General features: G+C 38.5%; 20 protein-coding genes. 3 read left to right on the top strand and 17 right to left on the bottom strand.

Going from position 1 to position 23131, the window contains the following annotated elements; translation table 11 throughout:
• The first annotated feature begins 356 nt into the window (after positions 1-356).
• Positions 357-827 carry a divergent PAP2 family protein gene (locus COD92_RS16330; RefSeq protein ID WP_098531504.1) on the top strand — a complete coding sequence of 157 codons (471 nt, stop codon included), beginning with the start codon at positions 357-359 and terminating at the stop codon, positions 825-827.
• Positions 828-888: 61 nt separating this feature from the next.
• Here the strand turns inward: COD92_RS16330 and COD92_RS16325 are convergent, their stop codons facing one another.
• Complete coding sequence (locus COD92_RS16325; protein WP_098531503.1) at positions 889-1884, bottom strand: DoxX family membrane protein; 996 nt, start codon at positions 1882-1884, stop codon at positions 889-891.
• A 542-nt stretch (positions 1885-2426) separates the two neighbouring features.
• Here COD92_RS16325 and COD92_RS16315 point away from each other — a divergent pair.
• Together COD92_RS16315 and hemG are read left to right on the top strand one after the other, a co-directional pair.
• Entirely contained in the window at positions 2427-2852 is a 426-nt protein-coding gene (locus COD92_RS16315) for a YfmQ family protein (RefSeq protein ID WP_098531501.1), read from the top strand.
• 225 nt (positions 2853-3077) lie between these two features.
• Positions 3078-4460 (top strand): protoporphyrinogen oxidase, encoded by a 1383-nt coding sequence (hemG, locus tag COD92_RS16310; RefSeq protein WP_098531500.1) that lies wholly within the window; start codon positions 3078-3080, stop codon positions 4458-4460.
• A gap of 35 nt (positions 4461-4495) precedes the next feature.
• Here the strand turns inward: hemG and pdxR are convergent, their stop codons facing one another.
• The 16 genes from pdxR to COD92_RS16230 form a co-directional block, all read right to left on the bottom strand.
• Entirely contained in the window at positions 4496-5938 is a 1443-nt protein-coding gene (gene pdxR, locus COD92_RS16305) for a MocR-like pyridoxine biosynthesis transcription factor PdxR (protein ID WP_098531499.1), read from the bottom strand.
• Positions 5939-6143: 205 nt separating this feature from the next.
• Entirely contained in the window at positions 6144-7646 is a 1503-nt protein-coding gene (locus tag COD92_RS16300) for a malate:quinone oxidoreductase (RefSeq protein ID WP_098531550.1), read from the bottom strand.
• Positions 7647-7981: 335 nt separating this feature from the next.
• Positions 7982-8368 carry an MmcQ/YjbR family DNA-binding protein gene (locus tag COD92_RS16295; protein WP_255295280.1) on the bottom strand — a complete coding sequence of 129 codons (387 nt, stop codon included), beginning with the start codon at positions 8366-8368 and terminating at the stop codon, positions 7982-7984.
• A gap of 17 nt (positions 8369-8385) precedes the next feature.
• The gene (locus COD92_RS16290) at positions 8386-8781 is read right to left on the bottom strand and encodes a VOC family protein (RefSeq protein ID WP_098531497.1); all 396 of its coding nucleotides are present in this window, start codon (positions 8779-8781) and stop codon (positions 8386-8388) included.
• Positions 8782-8951: 170 nt separating this feature from the next.
• On the bottom strand, positions 8952-9698 hold the full coding sequence (locus COD92_RS16285; protein WP_098531496.1) for a hypothetical protein: 747 nt from the start codon (positions 9696-9698) through the stop codon (positions 8952-8954).
• Positions 9699-9786: 88 nt separating this feature from the next.
• Positions 9787-10842 (bottom strand): acyltransferase family protein, encoded by a 1056-nt coding sequence (locus COD92_RS16280; protein WP_098531495.1) that lies wholly within the window; start codon positions 10840-10842, stop codon positions 9787-9789.
• A gap of 557 nt (positions 10843-11399) precedes the next feature.
• Entirely contained in the window at positions 11400-12299 is a 900-nt protein-coding gene (gene purU, locus COD92_RS16275) for a formyltetrahydrofolate deformylase (RefSeq protein WP_098531494.1), read from the bottom strand.
• Positions 12300-12451: 152 nt separating this feature from the next.
• Positions 12452-13447: a D-2-hydroxyacid dehydrogenase gene (locus tag COD92_RS16270; protein WP_255286710.1), complete on the bottom strand. Its 996-nt coding sequence runs from the start codon at positions 13445-13447 to the stop codon at positions 12452-12454.
• The gene (locus COD92_RS16265) at positions 13444-14667 is read right to left on the bottom strand and encodes an aminotransferase-like domain-containing protein (protein ID WP_098531493.1); all 1224 of its coding nucleotides are present in this window, start codon (positions 14665-14667) and stop codon (positions 13444-13446) included. The genes COD92_RS16270 and COD92_RS16265 overlap by 4 nt, the downstream gene beginning before the upstream one ends.
• A 60-nt stretch (positions 14668-14727) precedes the next feature.
• Positions 14728-15573: a D-amino-acid transaminase gene (dat, locus tag COD92_RS16260; RefSeq protein WP_098531492.1), complete on the bottom strand. Its 846-nt coding sequence runs from the start codon at positions 15571-15573 to the stop codon at positions 14728-14730.
• A complete protein-coding gene (locus tag COD92_RS16255; protein ID WP_255286717.1) occupies positions 15551-16789 on the bottom strand; it encodes an MFS transporter in 1239 nt (412 codons plus the stop codon). The genes dat and COD92_RS16255 overlap by 23 nt, the downstream gene beginning before the upstream one ends.
• Before the next feature lie 102 nt (positions 16790-16891).
• A complete protein-coding gene (locus tag COD92_RS16250) occupies positions 16892-17887 on the bottom strand; it encodes an ABC transporter ATP-binding protein (protein WP_098531490.1) in 996 nt (331 codons plus the stop codon).
• Positions 17887-18876, bottom strand: coding sequence for an ABC transporter ATP-binding protein (locus COD92_RS16245; RefSeq protein ID WP_098531489.1), 990 nt, complete (start codon positions 18874-18876; stop codon positions 17887-17889). The genes COD92_RS16250 and COD92_RS16245 overlap by 1 nt, the downstream gene beginning before the upstream one ends.
• Positions 18877-18895: 19 nt before the next feature.
• Positions 18896-19780, bottom strand: a complete 885-nt coding sequence (locus COD92_RS16240) for an ABC transporter permease (protein ID WP_098531488.1) — start codon at positions 19778-19780, stop codon at positions 18896-18898.
• A 68-nt stretch (positions 19781-19848) separates the two neighbouring features.
• Positions 19849-20787 carry an ABC transporter permease gene (locus tag COD92_RS16235; protein WP_098531487.1) on the bottom strand — a complete coding sequence of 313 codons (939 nt, stop codon included), beginning with the start codon at positions 20785-20787 and terminating at the stop codon, positions 19849-19851.
• Between the two features lie 17 nt (positions 20788-20804).
• Positions 20805-22460 carry an ABC transporter substrate-binding protein gene (locus tag COD92_RS16230; protein WP_098531486.1) on the bottom strand — a complete coding sequence of 552 codons (1656 nt, stop codon included), beginning with the start codon at positions 22458-22460 and terminating at the stop codon, positions 20805-20807.
• Positions 22461-23131 lie beyond the last annotated feature (671 nt).

Below are 23131 nucleotides of genomic sequence, written 5' to 3'. Positions count from 1 at the left end.
CAATCATAATAGTCAAATTAATATGGACTATTATAGCACTAATTATGGAAGAGATAAGGGGTTTTTTTTTGGCATCTTATAATATCTGTGTTTGTAAAACTAAAAACAAATCCAAAGAATAAAACACTGCTCTTATCTATATGAAGTCCTTCAGATAATTATTATTTGATTTCAAATGGCATAAACACCATGATTAAAAGTCATATTTTTCAAAAAAAATACCACTTCTTGTTTTAAATGGTCTATATTAATAAAATGAAGGGTAATAAAATAAGTGGATACGTAAGCTCACTTCTCTGTATGGAATGTGAAAGGGGCTTGTAATAAATTTAATTGGAGGATAAGGAGGATCATTTATGTTTTTATCCTGTCCCATTTTGGCTGCACTTTTAGGGATGCTGATTGCGCAATTTGTAAAAATACCGATTCATTTTATTTCAACAAGGGAATGGAAATGGAATTTGATGTTTAGCACCGGCGGAATGCCGAGCTCCCATACATCTACCATAATTTCCCTAACGACAGCAATTGGATTAATTTCTGGATTCAAATCAAATGAATTTGCGATTTGTGTTGTTGTGTCTGCGATTGTTATGCATGATGCGACTGGTGTTCGCAGACATGCAGGCTACCATGCCGAAATTTTAAACACGCTTTTAGTTGATTTCAATAAACTAATCGAAGCATTAAAAAACCCGAATATAAAAATGCCCGAGTCTCGAGAGAAGTTAAAAGAATTATTAGGTCACCAGCCAATAGAGGTTTTTGGTGGAGCCATCACAGGCATCATCATTGGTATGGTTACCTATTATCTATATCCGTTCTAAATCTAAAACACATCAACAATCCACCGTAATTCATCGGTGGATTGTTTTAGTAAATAATGATTTAAGCGAATCGATAATAAATCAATAAAAAAGTCGCAAGGACAAATATAAAATTCAAGAAAACAAAGATAAACTGATCAATTTTTGTTTTGTGCATTTTAATTGGCGGGTTATAGAAAGATACACCTTCAATGATAAAGATTAATAACACAATATGAATCATAAAATGACCAATCACTTCAGTCATACCGAATAACATGGTGGTAGAGATAAAAATACCTGTTACAACAAATCCTAATACTCTATTTAAAATACCGACAACTAATAAATAACCTACGACAAATTCTATAAACGCAGCCATCACCACAAATAGATCTGGTGCAAAACCAAACGTAGGTACATGGTGGTGAATGACAATATCTAAGGCCATATCTGGGTAAACCCATTTTTCAACCGCTACCCAGCTTAGCGATAAACCAGTTCCTAAATATAAAAACGGAAAACCTACTTTTTCCAGCTTTGTATTTCCTACCAATAAAACACCAATGATAGCAACATAGAAGCCGTAGTCTAACATATAGAAAATGCCATGGTCAATAGTTACATAAATAAATAATCCTAATAATAAAGTTGCACCCATTTTAGTCGAGATATGGTGAGGGATTAATAAAAGTCCAATCGTAATCCATGTTAAGACGACAGCTAAAGTGTTATGAATATGAAACTCAGGAGCAAATAATGTTCCATTAACCATCTGGATGATCAGTGCTACGGCGGTTCCATATTTTAGTATATAACGAGAATACTTTCTTAAACTAGAGAGACGGTCTTCCCACTTTTTCATTGGTCCCCAGTCAGCCATTTTCGGAATAATTAACGTCAAAGAAGCTAACACAACGGCTGCCACTATGGCTAAAAATATAAACGCCGGTGATACGATATGTTCAATTGACTCCTTATGCGGCTCAACGTTCGTGAACCATTTCACATGAGCTTCGGCAAAAAAAGGAGTCATAATAAGGCCTAACATTAATAAAATCTGAAATATTTTTTTCATCAGTAAATCCCCCCTTGATAACATAAACAATATGAATATAGTGTTAATATACATGATAAAATAGTCCTATGACCGACCTATTTTTGAACATTATGTGAATTGATTCACATAAAATCAAATCAGGAATCTGAATAACCTATTCAAACGTAAAAAAGATATAGTCCACCCAACCTCCTAACAAAAACCTTCAAAGTGGATGGTATAATTTTAGGTTAATTGGATGGTTATTTAAGAATGGAGTTGCGTTATTATTATTATAAACTATATGGATTTGATAAATTTACTGTATCGAGGTGTATCATGAATATAATGCTTGCTTTAGTTACGCTTATTTTAATTTTCGCTGTAGTTTCTACTATACTATTAACTGGAAAGTCAGATGAAAACTACAGCAGTTCCACAAAAAGAAATACGATGAACTTAACTTTAATATATGTTGTCATCATTTTTCTAGCATTAATTTCTCTAGGAATCTACATTTGGTTAACCTAGTGAATAATAATTTAATAATATGTTATGATGTTAAACGGAGATGATTAGATATGACATGGACAATTATTTCAATAATCCTCATTAGTCTATTAAAAATATTAATTACCTGCCTCCCAACCGGTCCGGTAGAATGGTTAATCAGGAAATTCGAAACCCATTCAAAACTTGGTGACGAGAATATCACCTTGAGCATTGACGGAAGACGTCTCGAAGGTGAAGATAAAACGAAGGTGATTAATGACTTTAACGAAGCAATATTTCTAAAGAAACACTATATATTTCCAGGCACCGAGGAATTATATTTAAATCGTGAGAACAGTGACAGTCCTATTGTGATTGAAACTAAAAGAGGCAAAAAAGATGTGAAGTTATTTGTGTACCGATACAAAGATCGCGTTGATGTAGTAAAGCAGTTTAAAAAGAAATTGGTTGCGTATAGTCTCATGTCCGAAAGTCTTCAAAAGTTCTCTATTTAATCGAAAGACCGAAGATGGTATGAACCAGTTCAATTCCTTTTGTAAAAATGAAAGAATTTAGGGCTCAGTACAGTTTACTGAGCCTTTTTTTATACCTAAATTTTATAGTAAATCATCATATCGGCTTCCTAGCCTTTTTGCTGTTTATTTACTATATGCTTTCAACTTCCCTGGTATGGTACACTAGAAGGTACAAAGTATGAGATTACATAAGAGGTGGCAAGATTGAAAACAGTTTTAGTGATTGGTGGCGGTATTACAGGATTATCTGCCCTGTATGAGTTACAAAAATGGAAGAATTCCAATGGAATAGACGTCAGGCTGGTTCTGGCAGAAGCATCCAATCAACTCGGAGGGAAAATTCAAACCATAATTCAAGATGAATTTGTCATGGAAAGTGGAGCGGATTCGATTGTTGCCCGTAAAATGGAAGAAATGACATTATTCGAAGAACTTAGTTTAGAAAAGGAAGTTGTTTACAATGCAACTGGCCGTTCCTTTATCTACACAGATGGTGAATTGAAACTGATCCCGGAGGATGCTGTCTTCGGAATCCCTGCAAGCATTGAATCGTTGGCGAAGAGTACACTCGTGTCTGCAGAAGGAAAAGTGGCGGCACTGCAGGATTTTTATACAAAAAATGAAACGTTCACCAGAAACGATTCCATCGGTTCCTTTCTTGAGCATTTTCTTGGGACGGAATTGGTGGAAAAACAAATTGCCCCTGTCCTTTCCGGCGTCTATTCTGGGAAACTCAGTGACTTAACATTGGCATCAACCCTTCCATATTTGATCGATTATAAGGAACAATATGGAAGCATCATAAAAGGGCTTGAAGCGAATAAACAGAAATTCAAAGGCGGAGAAAGAAAGTTTCTCTCCTTTCAAAATGGCTTAGGCTCAGTGATTAATGCGTTGGAAGAAAAGCTTGCTGATGCTGAAATCTTAAAAAATACAAAAGTGACCAAAATTGAAAAAAACAACAGTCGATATCAAGTGTTTCTTAACAATCAGGAAATCATCGAAGCAGATTTCGTAGTACTTAGTATTCCGAATATAGCTGCCGAAAACTTAATCGATGATCCGGACCTTAAAAACGAATTTTCAAGATTTAAAAATAGTTCACTAATTAGTGTTTATGTGGGCTTTGACGTGCCTGACAGCGTACTTCCCGCAGATGGAACGGGGTTTATTACTGCAAATACAGATGAGTTGTCCTGCAACGCCTGTACTTGGACAAGCCGGAAATGGGAGCATACTTCAAAATCTGGCAACCTGCTTGTTAGACTCTTTTATAAAAACAGCCATCCTTCCTACGCTTCGTTAGAGAAAATGGAAAATGAGGAACTGCTTGAGATTGCACTTGGCGATATTCACAAAAGTCTTGGGATTAGCGCCAACCCAGTTGCGAGTGAGGTCACGAAATGGCCCGATCAAATGCCCAATTATTTAATTTCCCATCCTAAAAGTGTAGAGACGCTTGAAAGCAAAATGGCAGCCGATTATCCAGGAATTATCCTGGCCGGTTGTTCCTATTACGGAGTCGGTATCCCAGACTGTATCCAAAATGGGATAGATTCAGCAAGGAAAATCATTCAAACGTTTTAATAGAAAAGGATAGCTGCCCTATAGCAGCTATCCTTTTAACTTAATTTTTTTATAGCATAACGGGCATCTGCAAATCTTTTGATTCCTTCATGAATATTTTCTTCATTCTCCCTAGAAAAGGTAAATCGTACAAATCCCTTCTCAGAACCCATTGTAGAACCCGGGACAAAAATTACGCCCCTTTTAATGGACTCTTCTAATAATTGAATTTCATTCACCGCTTTTTTTAACCTGCACCAAATATGAATGCCGCCATTAGGAATCGTAAAATCAACCTCTTCCTTTAAAAAGGTCTGAAGACTAACAACAATTTGATCTCTTCTGCTTTCTAACTGTTTAGCCAAATTCTTGATATGTGATGTAAAATCACGTGATTCTAAAAAGTCATTAGCAATCCATTGACTATAACTGGCGTGTCCAAAATCAACTTGCTGCTTTGCATCTGATAACCTTTCAATCACCGCTCTGGGTCCTATAATCCAGCCTATCCTTAATCCGGAAGCCACTATTTTTGTTAATGAGCTAATATATAAAACATTCCCATTATGATCCAGTGATTTAAGCGTCTTCATCTTTTCTCCGCTAAAAGATGTTAAACTGTACGGATCGTCTTCCACTATAGGAATGCCATATTCAGATGATATTTCAAGTACCTTTTTCCGCTTGTCCAAGTCCAATAGAGTACCAGTAGGATTTTGAAAAATAGGACTCAAAAAAATCATTTTAATTCTATGTTTTTTATATAAAGCGGTAATTTCCTCTGGGTTTATTCCGTCCTTATCCACTTGTAAAAAATAAGTTTTAATTCCTGCAGATTTAAAAACTGGCAGATTGTAATGATAGGAAGGATTTTCAATTGCCACTGAGTCTCCTGGTTTTAACAAACATTGAACGACAAGATGCAATGCCTGCTGTGCCCCTGATGTTACTAAAATCGAAGATGAGTCCGTTTCTATTTCACGAAACTGTTTAACATGTTTGGTAAGTGTTTCCCGGAGAATCGCATTTCCTTGCGGATGGTCATACCCTAACGATCCAATAAAAGACCTATTCGATGTAATTTCTCTAAGTGAGGTCAATGGAAATAAATCCTGAGACAATTCCCCACTGGCTAGATTGATGAGTTTATGCTCTGCCATTTCTTTATGAATTCTTTGTGTTACAGGCAAGTTAGGCAAAAAGGAGCCGGCCTCAATATACCTATTCCAACTTGGTATCCGTTTCTTTGTAATTCCCCAAATGTCTTTACTGATGGTTGTTCCGCTGCCTCTATTCCGATTAATGAGCCCATTTGATTCCAAATCGTCATATGCAGCAATAACCGTACTCCTATTGATTCCAAGTTCTTTTGCCAAACCTCTTTCCGAGGGTAAAGGTTTATCAGGAGGAAAAGTCCCATCAGCAATTCCGTTCTCGATATATATAGCAAGTTGCTTGTAAATCGGTGTTTTTGATATTCGATCAGGTTTCCAATCCATTTGTTACTTCCTTTAACTTAAATTTAAAATATTTTAACTCGCTCTATTTTATCATTCTGCTAATTTTAAAAAAAGAACCTTCAATCCAAAGCTAGATCAAAGGTTCTGTGTTTTGTTACCATCCATATTCAATTATTACTCAATTCCTTAAAAAATTTTATATACTTGTTTTTCCAACTAATACCTTGGTTACTACACCAACAAATTAACTAAAAACCAGCTCTTTTTCGCGTAGACCAAGCGTTTGTGCTGTTGAAGTATGAATTTCCTCCAGAAGCTCTGGGTTTTCCATTAGTGACAAACCATAAGAAGGAATCATTTCCTTAATTTTCGGTTCCCACTCTTTGATAAATTGCGGGAAGCATCTTTTGAATACCTCTAACATAACGTGAACAGCAGTAGAAGCACCAGGAGAAGCACCTAGTAAGGCTGCGATTGAGCCATCAGCTGCAGTTATCACTTCCGTACCAAATTGAAGTGTACCTTTTCCGCCCGCTTCCGTATCTTTAATCACTTGCACACGTTGGCCCGCTACTACTAAATCCCATTCCTCACTTTTTGCGTAGGGGATAAATTCACGTAACTCTTCCATGCGCTGTTCTTTCGATAACATCACTTGCTCAATCAAGTATTTAGTCAATGACATATTTTTTGCACCTGCCGCCAACATAGTTACGAGATTATCTGGTTTTACGGAAGTTACTAAATCCAACATGGAACCATTTTTTAAGAACTTAGGTGAGAAGCCGGCAAATGGTCCAAATAGCAGCGATTTTTTATTGTCGATAAATCTTGTGTCAAGATGTGGAACAGACATTGGCGGAGCACCAACCTTAGCTTTGCCATATACTTTTGCATTATGCTGCTCTATCACATCCGGATTATTACATACCATAAATAGACCGCTTACCGGAAATCCGCCAATATGTTTTCCTTCAGGAATACCGGATTTTTGTAGTAAATGTAAGCTTCCTCCTCCGCCTCCGATGAAGACGAATTTTGCAGTATGGCGTTCGACCGTACCACTATCTAGATTCCGTACTTTTACTTCCCACGAGCCGTCGCTTGTTCGTTTTACATCCTCAACACTATGCTTGTAGTTTAGCTCGACGTTTTTACTCTTTAAGTGGTCAAACAACATGCGCGTTAAAGCACCAAAGTTGACATCCGTTCCAGAGTCTATTTTTGTTGCCGCTATTGGTTCATTCCATTTACGGCCTTCCATGATAAGTGGAATCCATTCCATCAATTTTTCCGAGTCATCGGAAAATTCCATCCCTTGAAATAGTGGATTGTTTGACAATGCTTCAAAACGCTTCTTTAAAAACGTTATATTTTGTTCACCTTGTACTAAGCTCATATGAGGTAATGGCATGATAAAATCCTGTGGATTATCTATCAGCTTGCTGTTTACAAGATAAGACCAAAACTGCATTGAAAGCTGAAACTGTTCATTAATTGTTATCGCTTTACTAATATCTACAGATCCATCTGGTTTTTCGACTGTGTAGTTAAGCTCGCACAGTGCCGCATGCCCCGTCCCCGCATTATTCCATTCGTTAGAGCTTTCCTCACCTGCGCTTTCGAGCTTCTCAAACACTGTAATTTCCCATTCCGGTACTAATTCCTTCAAGAGTGTCCCTAACGTCGCACTCATGATTCCGGCACCAATTAAAATGACGTCTGTTTTAGTTTCACTGTTGCTCATTTTTACCAACCTTTTCCCCTAAAATTTGCAGAATAGATGTAGGTCTCACACAAACATAGGGATGACCTAATCAAACACCTTTCTGTCTCAATAATAAATCTATTACAATTATTTATAAAATTAAAATATCTACTATTATATTATAATTATAAATTGTATTAAAATATAGTAAAAAGTGAGAATTTCAGTCCACAAGTCCTAAAAAATACACCTAGTTTCTTGTAATAAATTAAACTATCTTAATATTAATAAACATTAATAGATACGAAACTTGATTGGTTATAGAAAAGATCACCTTCATTATACTCTCTTTTCTTTAAATAAAAAAAGGCAGATTATTCCACCTTTCTTCCATTGATAAACTCCTCATTCCATTTCTTAACCAAACGCTTTGGTGCTGCACGTAAATAGGCTTCTTGAATTAGATCGGTTAATTCATCCCAATTTTCCTTAGCCGGATTTTGAATGGACACCCAGCCGTGATGTCCTATATACGGAGTTTTTAAAAAATACTCTTTCTGAAGCAATAATTCTTGAGTTTCCCGATCTGACTTAAACGACAAGCTGAATCCTGTCTCGCTTTCACCTGATATTACGAAGGATTTTCTATTGATTTTAAAAGTATGATGCCCAAAACCGTCGATAAGTTCAACAGCCTCGGGTAGTGCAAGACAGATATTGCGGACATTTTCAAGCATTTCTGCCGCCTCTTGTGATTTCATATTATTAATCATGGATTCTATTTTGCATTCACATCAGGTTGATGAATTCCGAAAATATTGCCCTCTGTATCCTGATAGTATCCTTGCCACGCCATTCCAGGCAGAGCGTATTTGGCCAATGCCACCTTGCCGCCATTTTTAATAATTTTTGCTTCCGTTAAATCATAATTTTCCACACCCATTGTACAAGAATATGCATTTAAAGGTTGATTTGTTTCTGGCGGAGCACTTTGACGCTGCATTAAAGCACCATTGATACCAGGCTCATCTTCATTACCAGTAACTGCTCCAAAATAAGGCATTCCTGCATAATCACTCCAATCTTGAAAAGACCAGCCGAATACTTCCCCATAAAACTTTTTTGCCCGATCCATATCATTCACATGAATTTCGAAATGTATTAATCTTCCCATGATTACCTCCGATTTTATAATTAATCTTATCTAAGACGTTAACTTCCAGTTTGTCCCTTAATTCTATAATAAATTTTGAATAAAACACAATTTTCATCAATGTTTTTCGTACAAAAGAGAGGCTGTCTCCCAAAATGACAAGCCTCTATATTTGGATTTTCTTACTGGTGTTATTCTGTTTTTGGTCCTTTAAAGAAAAAGTGCATTCCGCGTCCTTTATGAGGAAAGAAATCTAACTCCTTTACCTTATCTGCATGTTTAGTCATGATTTCATTGAAAAGCTCGTCCGCAGACTTATTTTTTGTATCTATTCCCAACTTTTCTGCTGCTTGGAAGATTTTTTTATCACGGACTTCATGGGCTATTTGATGAAAATCTTTATTGTCAGTTGAAATCCCTAGTTCTTTAGCATCTTTTTTTATTTGGGTCTCACGGACTTCTCTGGCTATATCACGGAGGTCCTTCCCATCCGTCGAAATTCCCAGCTCTTTCGCCTCTTTTTTTATTTGGGTCTCATGAATCTCTCGAGCTACATCACGAAGGTCTTTTCCTTCTGTTGAAATCCCCAACTTTTTGGCCTCATTTTTCATGGTAGTTTCAAAGACCTCTTTCGCTAGTGAATCAATCTCTTTCCCTTTCGTACTAATCCCAAGTTCCTCCGCTCTCTTTTTAATCATGGCTTCCCTAACTTCTTTTGCAAGCGTCTCTGTATCTTTACCATCTGTTTTAATTCCCAGCGATTCCGCCTGTTTTTTAATAAATTCAGGATTTTGTCTGAAGTGACCATGACCATAGCCATGGACCTCTGAGGATTGATTTTGTTCATTTGGCTGTGCAGCTGCAAACGCTTGAATTGGTCCAAAAACTCCAATCAGTAATGCAAAGTTAAAAAAATAATTCATCAGCATCTTTCTCATCTTGTAACTTCCTCCTAAAAATTGGTTTTAGTTTTACAGATGGTAGGATGCCCATGAATTATGACCAAATTATGAACAAATTGTTAAATTAATATGCATTCAATGAAACTTCTCTCATACTCTTTCTTGTTGTTTTTCCCAACATAAACGGAAAGTAATGATTAATGGTATAAACGGCGGGTATCAAAATAACGACCGTTATAAGTGTGTATAGGACCCCTTCTACTATGGGATGATTGATTATGCTTTCAAAATTAAAAATAGATTTTTGAATCAGTAAACTAAAGACAAAGAACACGATTTTTTGGTGGAAAGCTAAATAGATGAATGAATTCTTTCCAATATACTGGAGAACCTTATTTTTCTTCATATGTTTAATTAAAATAACAAAGGCTCCAATTCCAGAAAATGCTGATAGATAGAAAAGAACAATATTTCCTAGGCTGCTATTATAAAAATCTACTCTTTCTCCTGTAAGTACATAATTTAGGTAACCTGTGAAGAGATTAACGATCAATAAAAGGACAAGAGATTTTAGATGATTAAACCGTTCCAAATTCTTATTATATTCTTTGAATAAATAACCTGCTCCATAAAAACCAACGCTAATCATGGCCACGTCTATATTCCAAGGCAGCGGTTGTCCAACCATCTTGTTATAAAAACATCCAACAACCGAGATGACTAGTAAAAAGAATCCGATTGCCTTTTTCGTCCGTCCTATTTTTGCAATAAAATAAAAAAGTAATTCCGTACAGAATAAACAGGCTACAAACCATAAAGCACCGGTATGAACGGTCCAGATCGATTTTCTTTCAGCTATGACAGAACCCAATAACGGGGTTAATAGATTGTTTTTATAATTGACCAGTCCAAAATAATTTAATAGTAAAAACCAAAGGTATGCCACAAATGAAAAAGACAAGTACGGGAGTATTAGTGACTTTGTCCTTTTTGTTAAAAACACTTTTAGGCTCGGAAACTTATCTTTATTATATAAATATCCTGATAGGAAAAAGAATAACGGCATATGAAATGTATAGATATACGTTTTAAGTGGAGTTGGGATATCTGCATGCCCTAACATGACTAGCAGCATTCCTAATCCCTTCCCAATATCTAACCAATCTAATCTCTTACTCATAGTATCCCCTCTCTTCTATTCAAATTTGAGGTTGACTGGCATTGAAATTCTAAATGCCTAACAAGTAAGAGTATAGTATGACTATCTTAATTAAATCTTAAAAAGAAAAAAGCCGAATCAGAATCCTGATTTACGGCTATTGATACTGGTGATTAAGGCTCTTGAAAGATAATGTTGATCCAATAATCGTCAGTATCTTCGTTGAAAGCTTCAGCTGTCGTTAATTCATTACAGTTCCAACAGTAACATCTGGTTCTTTCCCATACAGAAAGTGGTTCTCCACAATAAATACAAACATTTTCCAACGCAATCATAACAATTCCTCCCTTTGATATTCTTCAAAAAGTTTCAAAAAATAAGTTACGATAATCATCAAAAATAGTTTGGTAAACTTGATTAGATAGAATGCTAATATTAACTTAAATATATAAAGTATTAAATGAAAATTCAATATCTCAATTATAGGAATTGTTAAAATAATGTGACAATTTTTAAATAAAAAGAATTTGAGTACATAAAAACAGGCACTTATGAATAGTGCCTGTTCTTTTGCTCTATTAGAAAACGATCGTCTTATTCTGATGAACGATAATTCGGTCCTGGATATGCCATTTTACTGCACGAGCCAACACGCTTCGTTCAATTCTCCGTCCAATCTTTTTAAGACTATCCACATTATCATGATGACCTACCCTGCTAATATCCTGTTCGATAATCGGCCCTTCATCAAGATCATTGGTCACATAATGTGAAGTCGCACCGATTAATTTCACCCCGCGGTCAAAGGCACGTTCATACGGTCTTGCCCCCACAAAGGCAGGTAAAAACGAATGGTGAATATTAATAATTTTATTAGGATTTTCCTTAATAAAATTCGGCGTTAAAATCTGCATATAACGTGCCAATACGATGAAATCAACATCATACTCTTTTAAAAGCTTAAGCTGCTCGGCTTCTGCTTGTTGACGAATATCCTTATTGGCCGGAATATAGTAAAACGGAATATTAAGTCCTTCAACAACCTCTCTCGCGTTTTCATGGTTACTGATGACAAGGGCAATATCAGCCATTAAATCTCCGCTTTGCCATTCCCATAAAAGTTCGAGCAAGCAGTGTAGTTCTTTAGAGACAAAGATGGCAGCTTTCTTAAGATTGTAAACATGCGTAAAATTCCATTCCATTGAAAAATCCTCAGCAATATCAGAAAACTGTGTATCCATTTCTTTTGCTTTATCCTTTAGTCCAGGGCATTCAAATTCAATCCGAATGAAAAAGATGCCTCCCTCAGGATTGGTAGAATACTGACTGGATTCGATAATATTGGCGTTATAGGAGAATAAAAACTTTGATATCGCCGAAACAATTCCTGGTTGGTCCGGACAACTAACGAGAAGACGTCCACGATTTTTATTTTGTTCTTGAAATAATTCAATTTGCTCTTTAATAAATGCATTCATATCTTAAACCTCACAATCTTGTTTGAAACATTATACATGAAAAATACTTATTAGTTAATAATTATTTGAAAATTCTTTAATATATTAAAAATACCAGGTTCCACTTTGAACCTGGCACTTTGATCTCATACTATTGTTCAGAAAAAACTATCTTAGTAACCTAATTTTTTATCAACGACGTTAAGAAGTGGGATCCCCTTATAGAAACGCGTAAGGTTTTCTAAAATCAACTTCATAACCCGTTCTGAATGATTACTCGAGTTATAGGCATTATGCGGTGAGACAATCACATTGTCCATATACCAAAACGGATGATCTTTCGGTAACGGCTCGACCTCAAACACATCAAGCCCTGCCCCAGCGATTTTGCCGTTTCTCAGGCAATCGACTAAATCCTTTTCGGCAACTGTATTCCCACGTCCGACATTGATCAAGTAACTATCTTTTTTCATTTTGCTAAAACGCTCTTTATTCATAAAATGGATGGTATCTTTTGTGGAAGGGAGGGCCACTACGACATAATCTGATTTCGCGAGCACTTCATCTACTTGGTCCATACCGATCACTACATCTGCTGGTTCATGTTTCTTGTTTTTCTTATCAGGGTTTCTGCGGCAGCCAATCACCTTCATTTCTAAACCTTTACAACGTTTGGCAATTTCATAGCCGATTTCCCCGTAGCCAATAATCCCCACTGTAGAGCCTGCGAGAGTTCTAACTGGCAGCATTTTGCACCATTCCTGCGTTCTTTGTTTTTTTACCATCGTCGGTATATCCCTAGCAAATGCTGAAATTAAAGCAATTGTATGTTCTGCGATTGGAACAGAGGTACATCCTTTAGCATTGGTAATGATGACGTCACTGTTTTTCACCACATCGGTGAGCATCGCATCCAACCCAGCACTAATGGAATGAACCCATTTTACGTTTTTAGCCTTTTTGAGAATATTCAGGTTGTCTCGCATGCCTAAGGTTAAAAGAATCTCACATTCTGATAAATCGACGGTTACCTCTGGTTCGGGTTCATCAAAATTCCATGGTTCCACCACAATATTAGGGCAAATCTCCTTAAATTGTTTAAGGTACACCTCCGGAAGGTTGTAGCGGATATATATAGAAGGTGAAACTTTTGGGGTCATTACCTTCATTCTTTTACCCCCTCTAAGACGAAGTTTTTTTGCTTGTGTTCTTGATAGGACTCCGCCAAACGCTCAATTCCCCGTTTAATTTCTTCCTCGTTGCAGTAGGTAAAACCGAGGCGGATATGATTCTTTTCATCTGCATTCAAATAAAAATGTGCCCCGTCTAAATAGCTGACACCCTTTTGTAGTGATTGCCGCATAAACATACTCGTATCAGTACCTTGTGGAAAGGTTAACCATAGGAAAAATCCCCCTTCTGGCACAATATAAGAGACGTCTCTATCAAATGCTTCCTCGATCGCCACCACCATGGCTTCCATCCTTGAACGATAGATAGAATTCAGGAAATCTACATGCTGATCAAAATCAATCGTTTTTAAAAATTGCGAAACGATTTCTTGAACATACACACTCGTCGAACCGTCCGATTTTAACATCCGCATTTTATTAATTAACGGTTCGCTCGCAACAGCCCAGCCCATTCGGATACCTGGGGCAACTATTTTAGAAAAGGTACTTAAATAAATCACACGTTCGGGTCCAAAAGAATAAATGGAAGGGACGTATTCTCCCGTAAAGCTTAACTCTACATAGGCGTCATCCTCAAGCACATAAAAGTTATATTCATAGGCCAACTCGGCCAGTTTTTTTCTTCTTTCAAGCGAAAGACTAACCCCTGTCGGATTATGGTAGTTTGGCATAACATAAAGCACTTTTGGCATTGGACGGCCATTTTTTCTAGCTTCCTTCAGCTTATCCTCAACTAAATCTACCCTTATTCCATCTTCGTCGACCGGAAATGAAGTTAACTTTGTTTCCGCCAATAAAAACTGCCGAATCGCTCCGAAAAAAGATGGCCCTTCCACCCATACATGGTCTCCAGGGTCTGTTAATGTCCTAGTAGCGATATCAATAGCCTGACTTGAGCCGGCCGTAACGAGTATTTCATTCGTCTCCGCACGAACCGAACGTAACAGCGATCTTTGTTTAATCCATTCGGCAACCATCTTAGGACCATTTCCGCCTCCATATTCAAGCGGTTTTACTCCCCCTTTTTGGATGGCCACAACAGAAGACTCCTCCATAAGCGATAGATTAAAAGATTCTTTCGCAGGCAAACCAAAAGCGAGGGGAATTAAGTCAGGGTGCTGATCCGCAAACGCAGCCGCGATTAAAGGTAGATTGGGAAATCGTTTTGAATAGGTAAATTCTTTTAAGGTTGTCAAAATAATACCTCCTAAAAGTAAGTTGTCGATTTCAAATACTTATTTAAGTCAATCTACCTTTTAGATAGAGATTACAGAACCTAACAATGCTTCAAAGGCGGATTGTAACAGTCGAGTATAGACTCCAGGTGTTTCTTTACCAATTTTATACTCGTCAACTTGAATAACAGGGCATATTTCCTGGCCCGTATTTGTTATGAACACCTCATCCATTTCCAATAATTCATCCAAAGTAAATGGAGTTTCTTGTAAAATTAAATCGGTATTTTTCAGCAAACGAAGCACCACTTGACGAGTGATTCCATTTAAAATCAAGTGATTGGCTGGGTGTGTAAAGCATTGCTTGCCTTTGATTGCAAACAGATTCGAACTGCTTCCTTCTGTCACAATCCCGTCCCGGATTAGTATCGCTTCCGCTCCGCCCTGTTCAACCGCTTTTTGTTTGGCCAAAACATTGCCTAGTAAATTAAGACTCTTGATATCTACTCTTAACCAACGGATATCCTCAGCAGTAACGACTTTTATTCCGCTTCTCATTTGTCCGAGCGGCCGCTCCATTTCGCGTACATACGCCACTAACGTTGGCTCCGTTTTTTTCGGAAATGCATGGAACCTGGGAGCTGTACCGCGGGTCACTTGGATATAGACAGTACCATTGGTAACTTTACTGTCTTTCACAAGCAGCTGAAGATTTTGATAGAGTGTATTAATGGCTGCCGGCAATGGGAGCATCAGTTCTTTGGCACTCCGTACTAACCTTTCAAGATGTGCCTCCCATTCGAAGAAGACTCCATCATAGATTCGAATAACCTCGTAGATCCCATCGCCAAATTGAAAGCCTCGATCCTCTAAGTCTACTGTAAAGCACTCTCTTGGAACGATCTTATTGTTTAGCAAGATATTCATTTCCCGTCTCCTTTTCTCGTATATAAGAATGACTTTCTTTTTTGAGATTGAGTACGATAAACACAAAGAGGACCAAGCAAATACAGGATGAAAAAACAAACGGTGCTGAAGGGTGGAACATGAAGATCCAGCCGGCAAAAAGCGGTCCAACACTTCTTCCAAGGCTATCCATGGATTGCTGAAATCCCATCACCGTCCCTTGCCCAACAGATTCCAACTTTGATATTAGCGAGATAATCGTTGGTCTTGCGATGGCCTGCCCTGCCCCAACCAATAAACAGCCCGCGAAAACCATCCAAGTGGTAACAGAAAATGCGATACAGGCAAACCCGATAATCTCTATTAGTAACCCTATTTTCGTAATAGACACTTCATGAAGTTTCGATAGAATGAAACCCATGAATAACATTTGAATAACGACAGATGACAGTGATTGAGCACTAAAGGCAAGCCCTGTTTCGCTGGCAGAGGATTGAAATCGGTCAATCATAAAGTAGCCTAAGACCCCAAACAAACTAGAAGTTGAAACGGCTAAACCAAAGGTAATCAGCAGCAGATTACGATAGCCCGGCTTCACCATATGCTTTAACGTATCCTTAAAGGAAACCTCCTTTAGCTTTTGATTCTTCTGCTCCGGCTCACTCAAGAGAAAATGTACAAATGGAATGGTACTCAGACTAAGTATTCCGGCTGCAATAAAGGGCGCATGCAATCCCATCGGGGAAAAAATCCCGCCTACGGTTGGACCGCAAAGGAAACCAAGGGCATTAGCAGCTCCCATATTGGCAAGGGCCTTGCTCCTTTTTTCCTTTTCATTTGAATCAATTACCAGTGCCAGAGCAGCAGGCTGTGTTCCGCTCGACAACATCGCACCAATGATCCGAATAACAAGGAGCTGCCCGTAAGATTCAGCAAAAACCATCAATAAAAAGGCAATCCCAAATCCAAACAAACCAATCAGCAATACAGGTTTTCGGCCGATGCGGTCAATAAGCCTCCCCCAAAACGGTACCACAAGGAATTGAGTTAACGCCCAGCCAGTAATCAAACTTCCCATTTGAAAGGAACTCAGGCCTAAGTTGTCGGCCAAATATGGCAACGCTGGAAGAACGACACCATACCCTGTCATTGATAGCAACATAATGAAAGATAATAAATAAAACGACTTTCTGGTCATAGTTGATCCTTTCTTATTAAGCCTGCTTTTTGCCGAAATCGCTGATATTCCGTTTGAAATGACCGATATCCGTTAAAGAACCGCCGATATATACCTTTAGACCTCCTGAAAGTGCACTATTAACCTAAAAAAATTCTCTTCTTATATTAAATGACAAGCAAGTTGATGACCGTCTCCCATATCTTTAATGTTAGGCTCCTCAACCACACATCTTTCCGTTTTAAAAGGACAACGTGTATGGAAACGGCAGCCACTTGGGGGATTCAGAGGGGTTGGCAGCTCCCCTTCAAGTACAATCCGCTCCATTTGATCCTTATCATGAATCATAGGTCTTGCCGATAATAGCGCTTTGGTATAAGGATGTTTAGGCCGATTAAAAAGATCCTCTGTTTTAGCGATTTCTACCAACTTCCCTAGATACATGACGCCCACACGATCAGAAATGTGCTTTACAACACTTAGATCGTGAGAAATAAATAAGTACGTTAAATGGAATTCCTTCTGGAGGTCTTTAAACAAGTTAATGACCTGTGCTTGGACGGATACATCAAGAGCAGATACTGGCTCATCACAAATGACAAGCTTCGGATTAAGTGCCAGGGCCTTGGCGATGCCTATTCGCTGCCTTTGTCCGCCTGAAAATTCATGTGGATACCGATTCTTCATTCTGGAAGAAAGACCCACGGTTTCCATTAAACTCTCGACTCTTTTCCCCCGTTCCGCCATTGTCCCAACCTTATGTATATGGAGGGGTTCAGCGATGATTTCAGCCACTGTCATCCGAGGATGAAGGGAAGCATAAGGATCTTGAAAGACAATTTGCATCTCCCTTCTGGCTTTCTTTAGTTCCTGACTTGAATGTTCAAGAATATTTTTCCCTTCAAAAAGCACTTTGCCATCGGTTGGTTCAATTAACCGCAATAAGGAGCGCCCTGTTGTACTTTTTCCACAGCCGGACTCCCCAACAAGTGCCAGAGTCTCTCCTTTATAAATGGTAAAGTTCACATCATCTACGGCCTTCACAACCGGAGGTGCCTGACCCTTGATGCGATTAAATAATCCTTGTTTAATAGGAAAGTATTTTTTAAGATGACTAATTTCCATTAAAGGCTCTTTTTCAGCTACAACTGTCGACATTACACGCCTCCCCCTTCCAGGATTTCTTTATGGCGGAAACAACTGACCTTCCGTCCATCTTCTAAGCTCATCAGCGGTGGTTCTTGGCTAGAACATTGATGGATCGCGTATGTACAGCGATCGTGAAACACACAGCCTTTTACCTGCTCATCCGGTAATGGAACCCGGCCTGGAATCGAATAAATCCGTTCACTTTGTTCTTCAATGGACATAACCGATTGAAGAAGGCCTTTGGTATACGGGTGAAGCGGTTCAGCAAATAATTGATCCTTAGTCGCTTCTTCCATTACCTTTCCGGCGTACATCACAATCACTTTTTCACAATAATTGGCGACCACTCCTAAATCGTGTGTAATCAAAATCAACGACATATCCATTTTTTTCATGACCATGGATAAAAGGTCCAATATTTGTGCCTGTATCGTTACATCGAGGGCTGTTGTTGGTTCATCCGCAATCAGTAACCTTGGTTCACAGGATAACGCCATCGCAATCATAGCCCTCTGCCTCATCCCACCAGATAATTCATGCGGATAGGCTTTCATTCTCTGTTCAGGAGATGGAATCCCAACAAGCTTCAACATCTCGATGGCTTTCTCGTTCGCCTCCTTTTTACTGATCGATTGATGAGCAAGAATTTGTTCGGTAATTTGCTTGCCAATCGTTATTAGCGGGTTTAGAGCCGTCATCGGTTCTTGAAAAATCATCGCGATATCATTCCCGCGCAGACGCCTCCAGTCTTGATTTGTATTAGTTAACAGATTATCTCCTTCCCATAAAATTTCGCCTTTTGTTGCAATCAAACCCTTGTTTTTTAACAAGCCCATGATTGCCAAGGAAGTCATGCTTTTACCGCAGCCTGACTCTCCTACGATTCCAAGACTTTCCCCTTTGTTAAGTGAAAAATTAACACCTTTTAATACATCAGTGATTTCACCATTTTTCTGAAAACCGACACGTAAATCTCGGACATCTAAGAGAGTAGACATAGTAGATCCGACCCCTTTCTTATTTAGATGATTTCATTTTCGGATCAAAGTAATCGCGAAGAACATCGCCAAGTAAATTAATCCCTAAAATCGTGACAAACATCACAATGCCTGGAGTAAACAAATACCACGGGGCAAAGAACATATAATCTTTTCCTTGATTGACCATGGAACCCCAGCTAGGATCTGGCGGCTGCACTCCTAGCCCAAGAAAACTTAGACTAGATTCAGCAAGAATGGTTGTCGCCATCCCAAGTGTCATGAGCACCGCTATATTTCCGTAACAGTTTGGCAGGATATACCGAAAAAGAATCCGGCTTACACTTGCACCAAGGGCGTGACCTCCCTCAACAAATTCCCGTTCCTTTAACGAAAGTGTTTGTGAGCGAACTAACCGGCATATTTCTGGCCAGCTGACAAGCCCCAAAGCAAGAATCAGATTAAATACACTTGGTCCAAGCGCTGCCATAATCGCGATGGCGAACAATAGTCCTGGGAAACTAAATATGATATTTGTAATGGCCATAATCACCTTATCGGTTTTCCCGCCAAAGTAACCAGAAAACAGTCCTAACATCGTTCCAATCAGCACTGCCATCAGCTGCACTGCAATGGCAATAAGTAATGATTTTTGACCGCCATACAATACTCGGGTAAACAAATCACGCCCTAAATGATCAGTACCAAACCAGTGAGCTGCACTTGGGGCCTGTAACACCTGCGTCAGGTCATTGGTAATCGGATTATAGTGTGTAATAAGAGGAGCCGTTATTGTACCTAATAAGATAATTCCGGCAAAACCAATCCCGACCATAGAAAACGAAAGCCTCATGCTTCTCTTATTTGCTTTCTGCCTTGGAAAAGTGGACGTTTGCTCTAAAACCGTTGTTTCAACAGTTTCCATACAATCATCTCCTTTAGTCTTGTTTTAGTCCTCCATCTCTACTAATGAGCGATGGAGGTCATGTGGAGTTAAGCTTCAATCTTAATTCTCGGATCAATCCAGCGGCAACAAAGGTCTGTCAATAAGTTTACTAGTAAAAAGACAGTGGCAATAAAGACAACGCAGCCTTGGACGGTCGGCAAATCCCGTTGCAAAATGCTGTCAATCATCAGCCGGCCAACCCCTGGGAGACCGAAAATCGTTTCGGTAATAACGGCACCTGAAAGCAAAAGTCCCATTTGAACACCGATAATCGTCATGATGGGCGGCAGTGCATTTTTCAACGCATGCAACACCGTAATTCTTAGTGAGGAGATTCCTTTGGAATAAGCTGTGGTGATAAAGTCATGCTTCAATACATCAATCATCGACGATCGGGTGATGCGAGCAATCACACCACTTACTGCCAATCCAAGGGTCGCAGCCGGAAGGATTAAAAATTTTAATTCTCCTGCTTGGTACCCCGAAGACGGCAGGATCTTAAACTTTACGGCAAAGATATACATTAAGATCAATCCTAAAAAGAAGGAAGGAATAGAGACCCCCGAAACGGAGAAAGAACTCACGAGAGAATCGATCCAAGTACCACGTTTGTAAGCTCCAATGACTCCAATCGTAATTCCCACCACAATCGCCATGAGTAAACCCAATACCGTAATACTGACTGTTACAGGAATACGTTCCAACAATAACTCAGTAACTCCACTGCGTGTTTGATAGGAGGTCCCGAAATCCCCAACAACTGCTCCTTTTAGAAAATTCAGATATTGAAGGGCGAGAGGGTCATTCAGACCCCACTCTTCCCTTATTTGTTCAATCACATGTTTATCCAGGGCACCTGAGCGTGCATCCATTAATTGCGCCACCGGGTCGCCGGGGATAATATTCATTAAGATAAATACAATCAGCGTAATCGCAATCCAGATTGGAATGGCTTCTAGTAAGCGGCGAACCGTGTATCCCAACATTCTGCTTCCTCCCTCAATTATTCTTGGATTTCATCTACCCACACCTTTGTCAGATCTTGATAATCGATATCGGTCGGTACAGGCTGCAAGCCCTTAATCCACTTCTGATGCACAATAACGGCTTTATTGTAGTTAAAGAACCACCATGGTGCATCCTTGACGATTAAATCCTCCGCCTTTTGGATGTCGGTAATCATTTCCTTGTCGTCAGTCGTCTCACTAGCTTTATCCAGTAAAACATCTACCGCAGGGTTGTTATAATGACTCGTATTTCCAGAGGCTCCATCATTTTTCGAATGGAAATAGCGGCTTAAATATTCAACTGGATTGGTAGAACCGCCGTTTGAGGACATCGCCACTTCATAATCACCGCTATTTAATCGATCGGTTAATGTAGCAAAATCAACTTGCTCTGTCTTCACTTTAATTCCTACTTTTTCTAGATATCCGCTTAATGCTTCAACAGCTGGTAATCCAAAAGCTGGATGTGAAGTGGTTAAGATATTTAATGTGAAACCACCAGAGTAGCCAGCGTCTGCAAGCAATTTTTTGGCCTTGGCAGGATTATATTTATAAGTTGTAACCCCTTTGTTAAAGCCTTGAATCGAAGTTGGAAGTACTCCAAGAGCAGAATAGGCTTTGCCCTGGATAACAGAACCGATAATCGTGTCACGATCAATCGCATAGTTAATAGCTTGACGGACACGAACATCTTGCCATGGTCCCTTTTTCTCAAGATTAAATTTCATATTTCGAGTAAATAATTCTGGCACTTCGACAATTTGGGACTTAAATGTCGGGTCTGTCGCATAACGCTTATACTGTGCATCACCTAAAACCATCATATCAATTTGGTTGGAAGCAAACGCGTTGTCGCGGGCCGTTTGATCCATCATGATTTTATAAACAACTTTTTCTAAGTAAGGCTTACCAGCGTAATAGTCCTCGTTTGCAACTAAATCTATCTCGCTATCTCTTACCCACTTCGAGAATTTGAATGGTCCTGCGCCAACTGGCTCCTGACCAAATTTCTCTCCTTTTTCTTCGACTACTTCTTTTGGCACAGCACCTGTAAATGGTAAGGACATGATCGTTAAGAAGGTGTTATCTGGTTTTGAAAGAGTAATTTCTAACTTTGTAGGATCAACCACTTTAATCCCTGTTACTTCTTTACTGGTTCCAGCCATAAATTCTTGGCTGCCGGCAATTCCTGTTAGACTACCGGCATTTGGCGAAGCTGTTTTGGGAGCAAGCACTCTTTCTAATGTGTATTTAAAATCTTCAGCTGTAACTTCTCGTCCGTTGTGGAATTTCACTCCCTTTCTTAAGGTAAAGGAATAGAGCTTTCCATCTGAGCTAATGTCCCAGCTTTCCGCATTCGCTGGAAGGAACTTACCTTTTACCGCATCGTAGCGAACAAGAGGTTCAAATATGTTCCAGGTAATCATTGAAGTATTCGTTCCATGTGAGCGAATAGCCGGATCCAGGTTTTGTGGATCACCATATATATCTGCTCTGACTAACGTCCCACCGTATGTAGGCTTTCCCGTTTCCTTTGTAGAGGCTTCTTCAGTTGAAGTGGTCGTACTAGATTCACTGCTGCAGGCACTTAATACTAAAATTAATACCAACATCGCTACTAAACTTTTGAAAATACTTCCATTTCCTCTCATCACATTGCCCCCTTGTTTTTTAATTTGCTTAATATTCAGATATATAGAGATAAAAAAAAAGTATCTTTTACCTCTCACCCCCTTAAGTGGATTGATATTTACAAAGATCTTCTACCATATAAATTAGTAGAAGTTAAAAACCGTTGGCAGATCTGTTACTGGGATTAAGAGTGTGTTTTCGTTCATACATAGGGGTGAGAAATTAAGTAAGTAGTAAAACAATGTAATCGATCTTGTTGAGCTGGTTCTGTAAATTGTGTAATTTCTAAGAGGTATGTAAGAAAATTTAACATTAATGTTAGGTTTAGTTGATTTTTTCTTCCACCAGTTCCACTTAATGTTAATTTAATACAGATTATATACCTCGTCTTTTCTTTCGTAAATAGGAAAATGATAAAAAAATATTTTTTTACAATCACTTTTACATTGAAAACATTTACAAAATTTTAAATAAAAAGTTTACCCCTCAACACTTTGTTAGAATTTCTTACAAATAATTTTTATACTAAAATAACAAATTGACCGAACAAATCTGATATATACCTTCTTATTTTTAACGTCACATTTTCTAACACAACTATTTTTCTAGGACTAAACAGGGAACCAGCTTTTAATTAGGGTTTTATAATGTTTCTGTTTAAAAGAGCATAAAAAATCCCTATGGAATTGTT

Source organism: Bacillus sp. AFS037270 (genome assembly GCF_002585305.1).
This window is presented reverse-complemented; position numbering and strand designations above follow the sequence as displayed.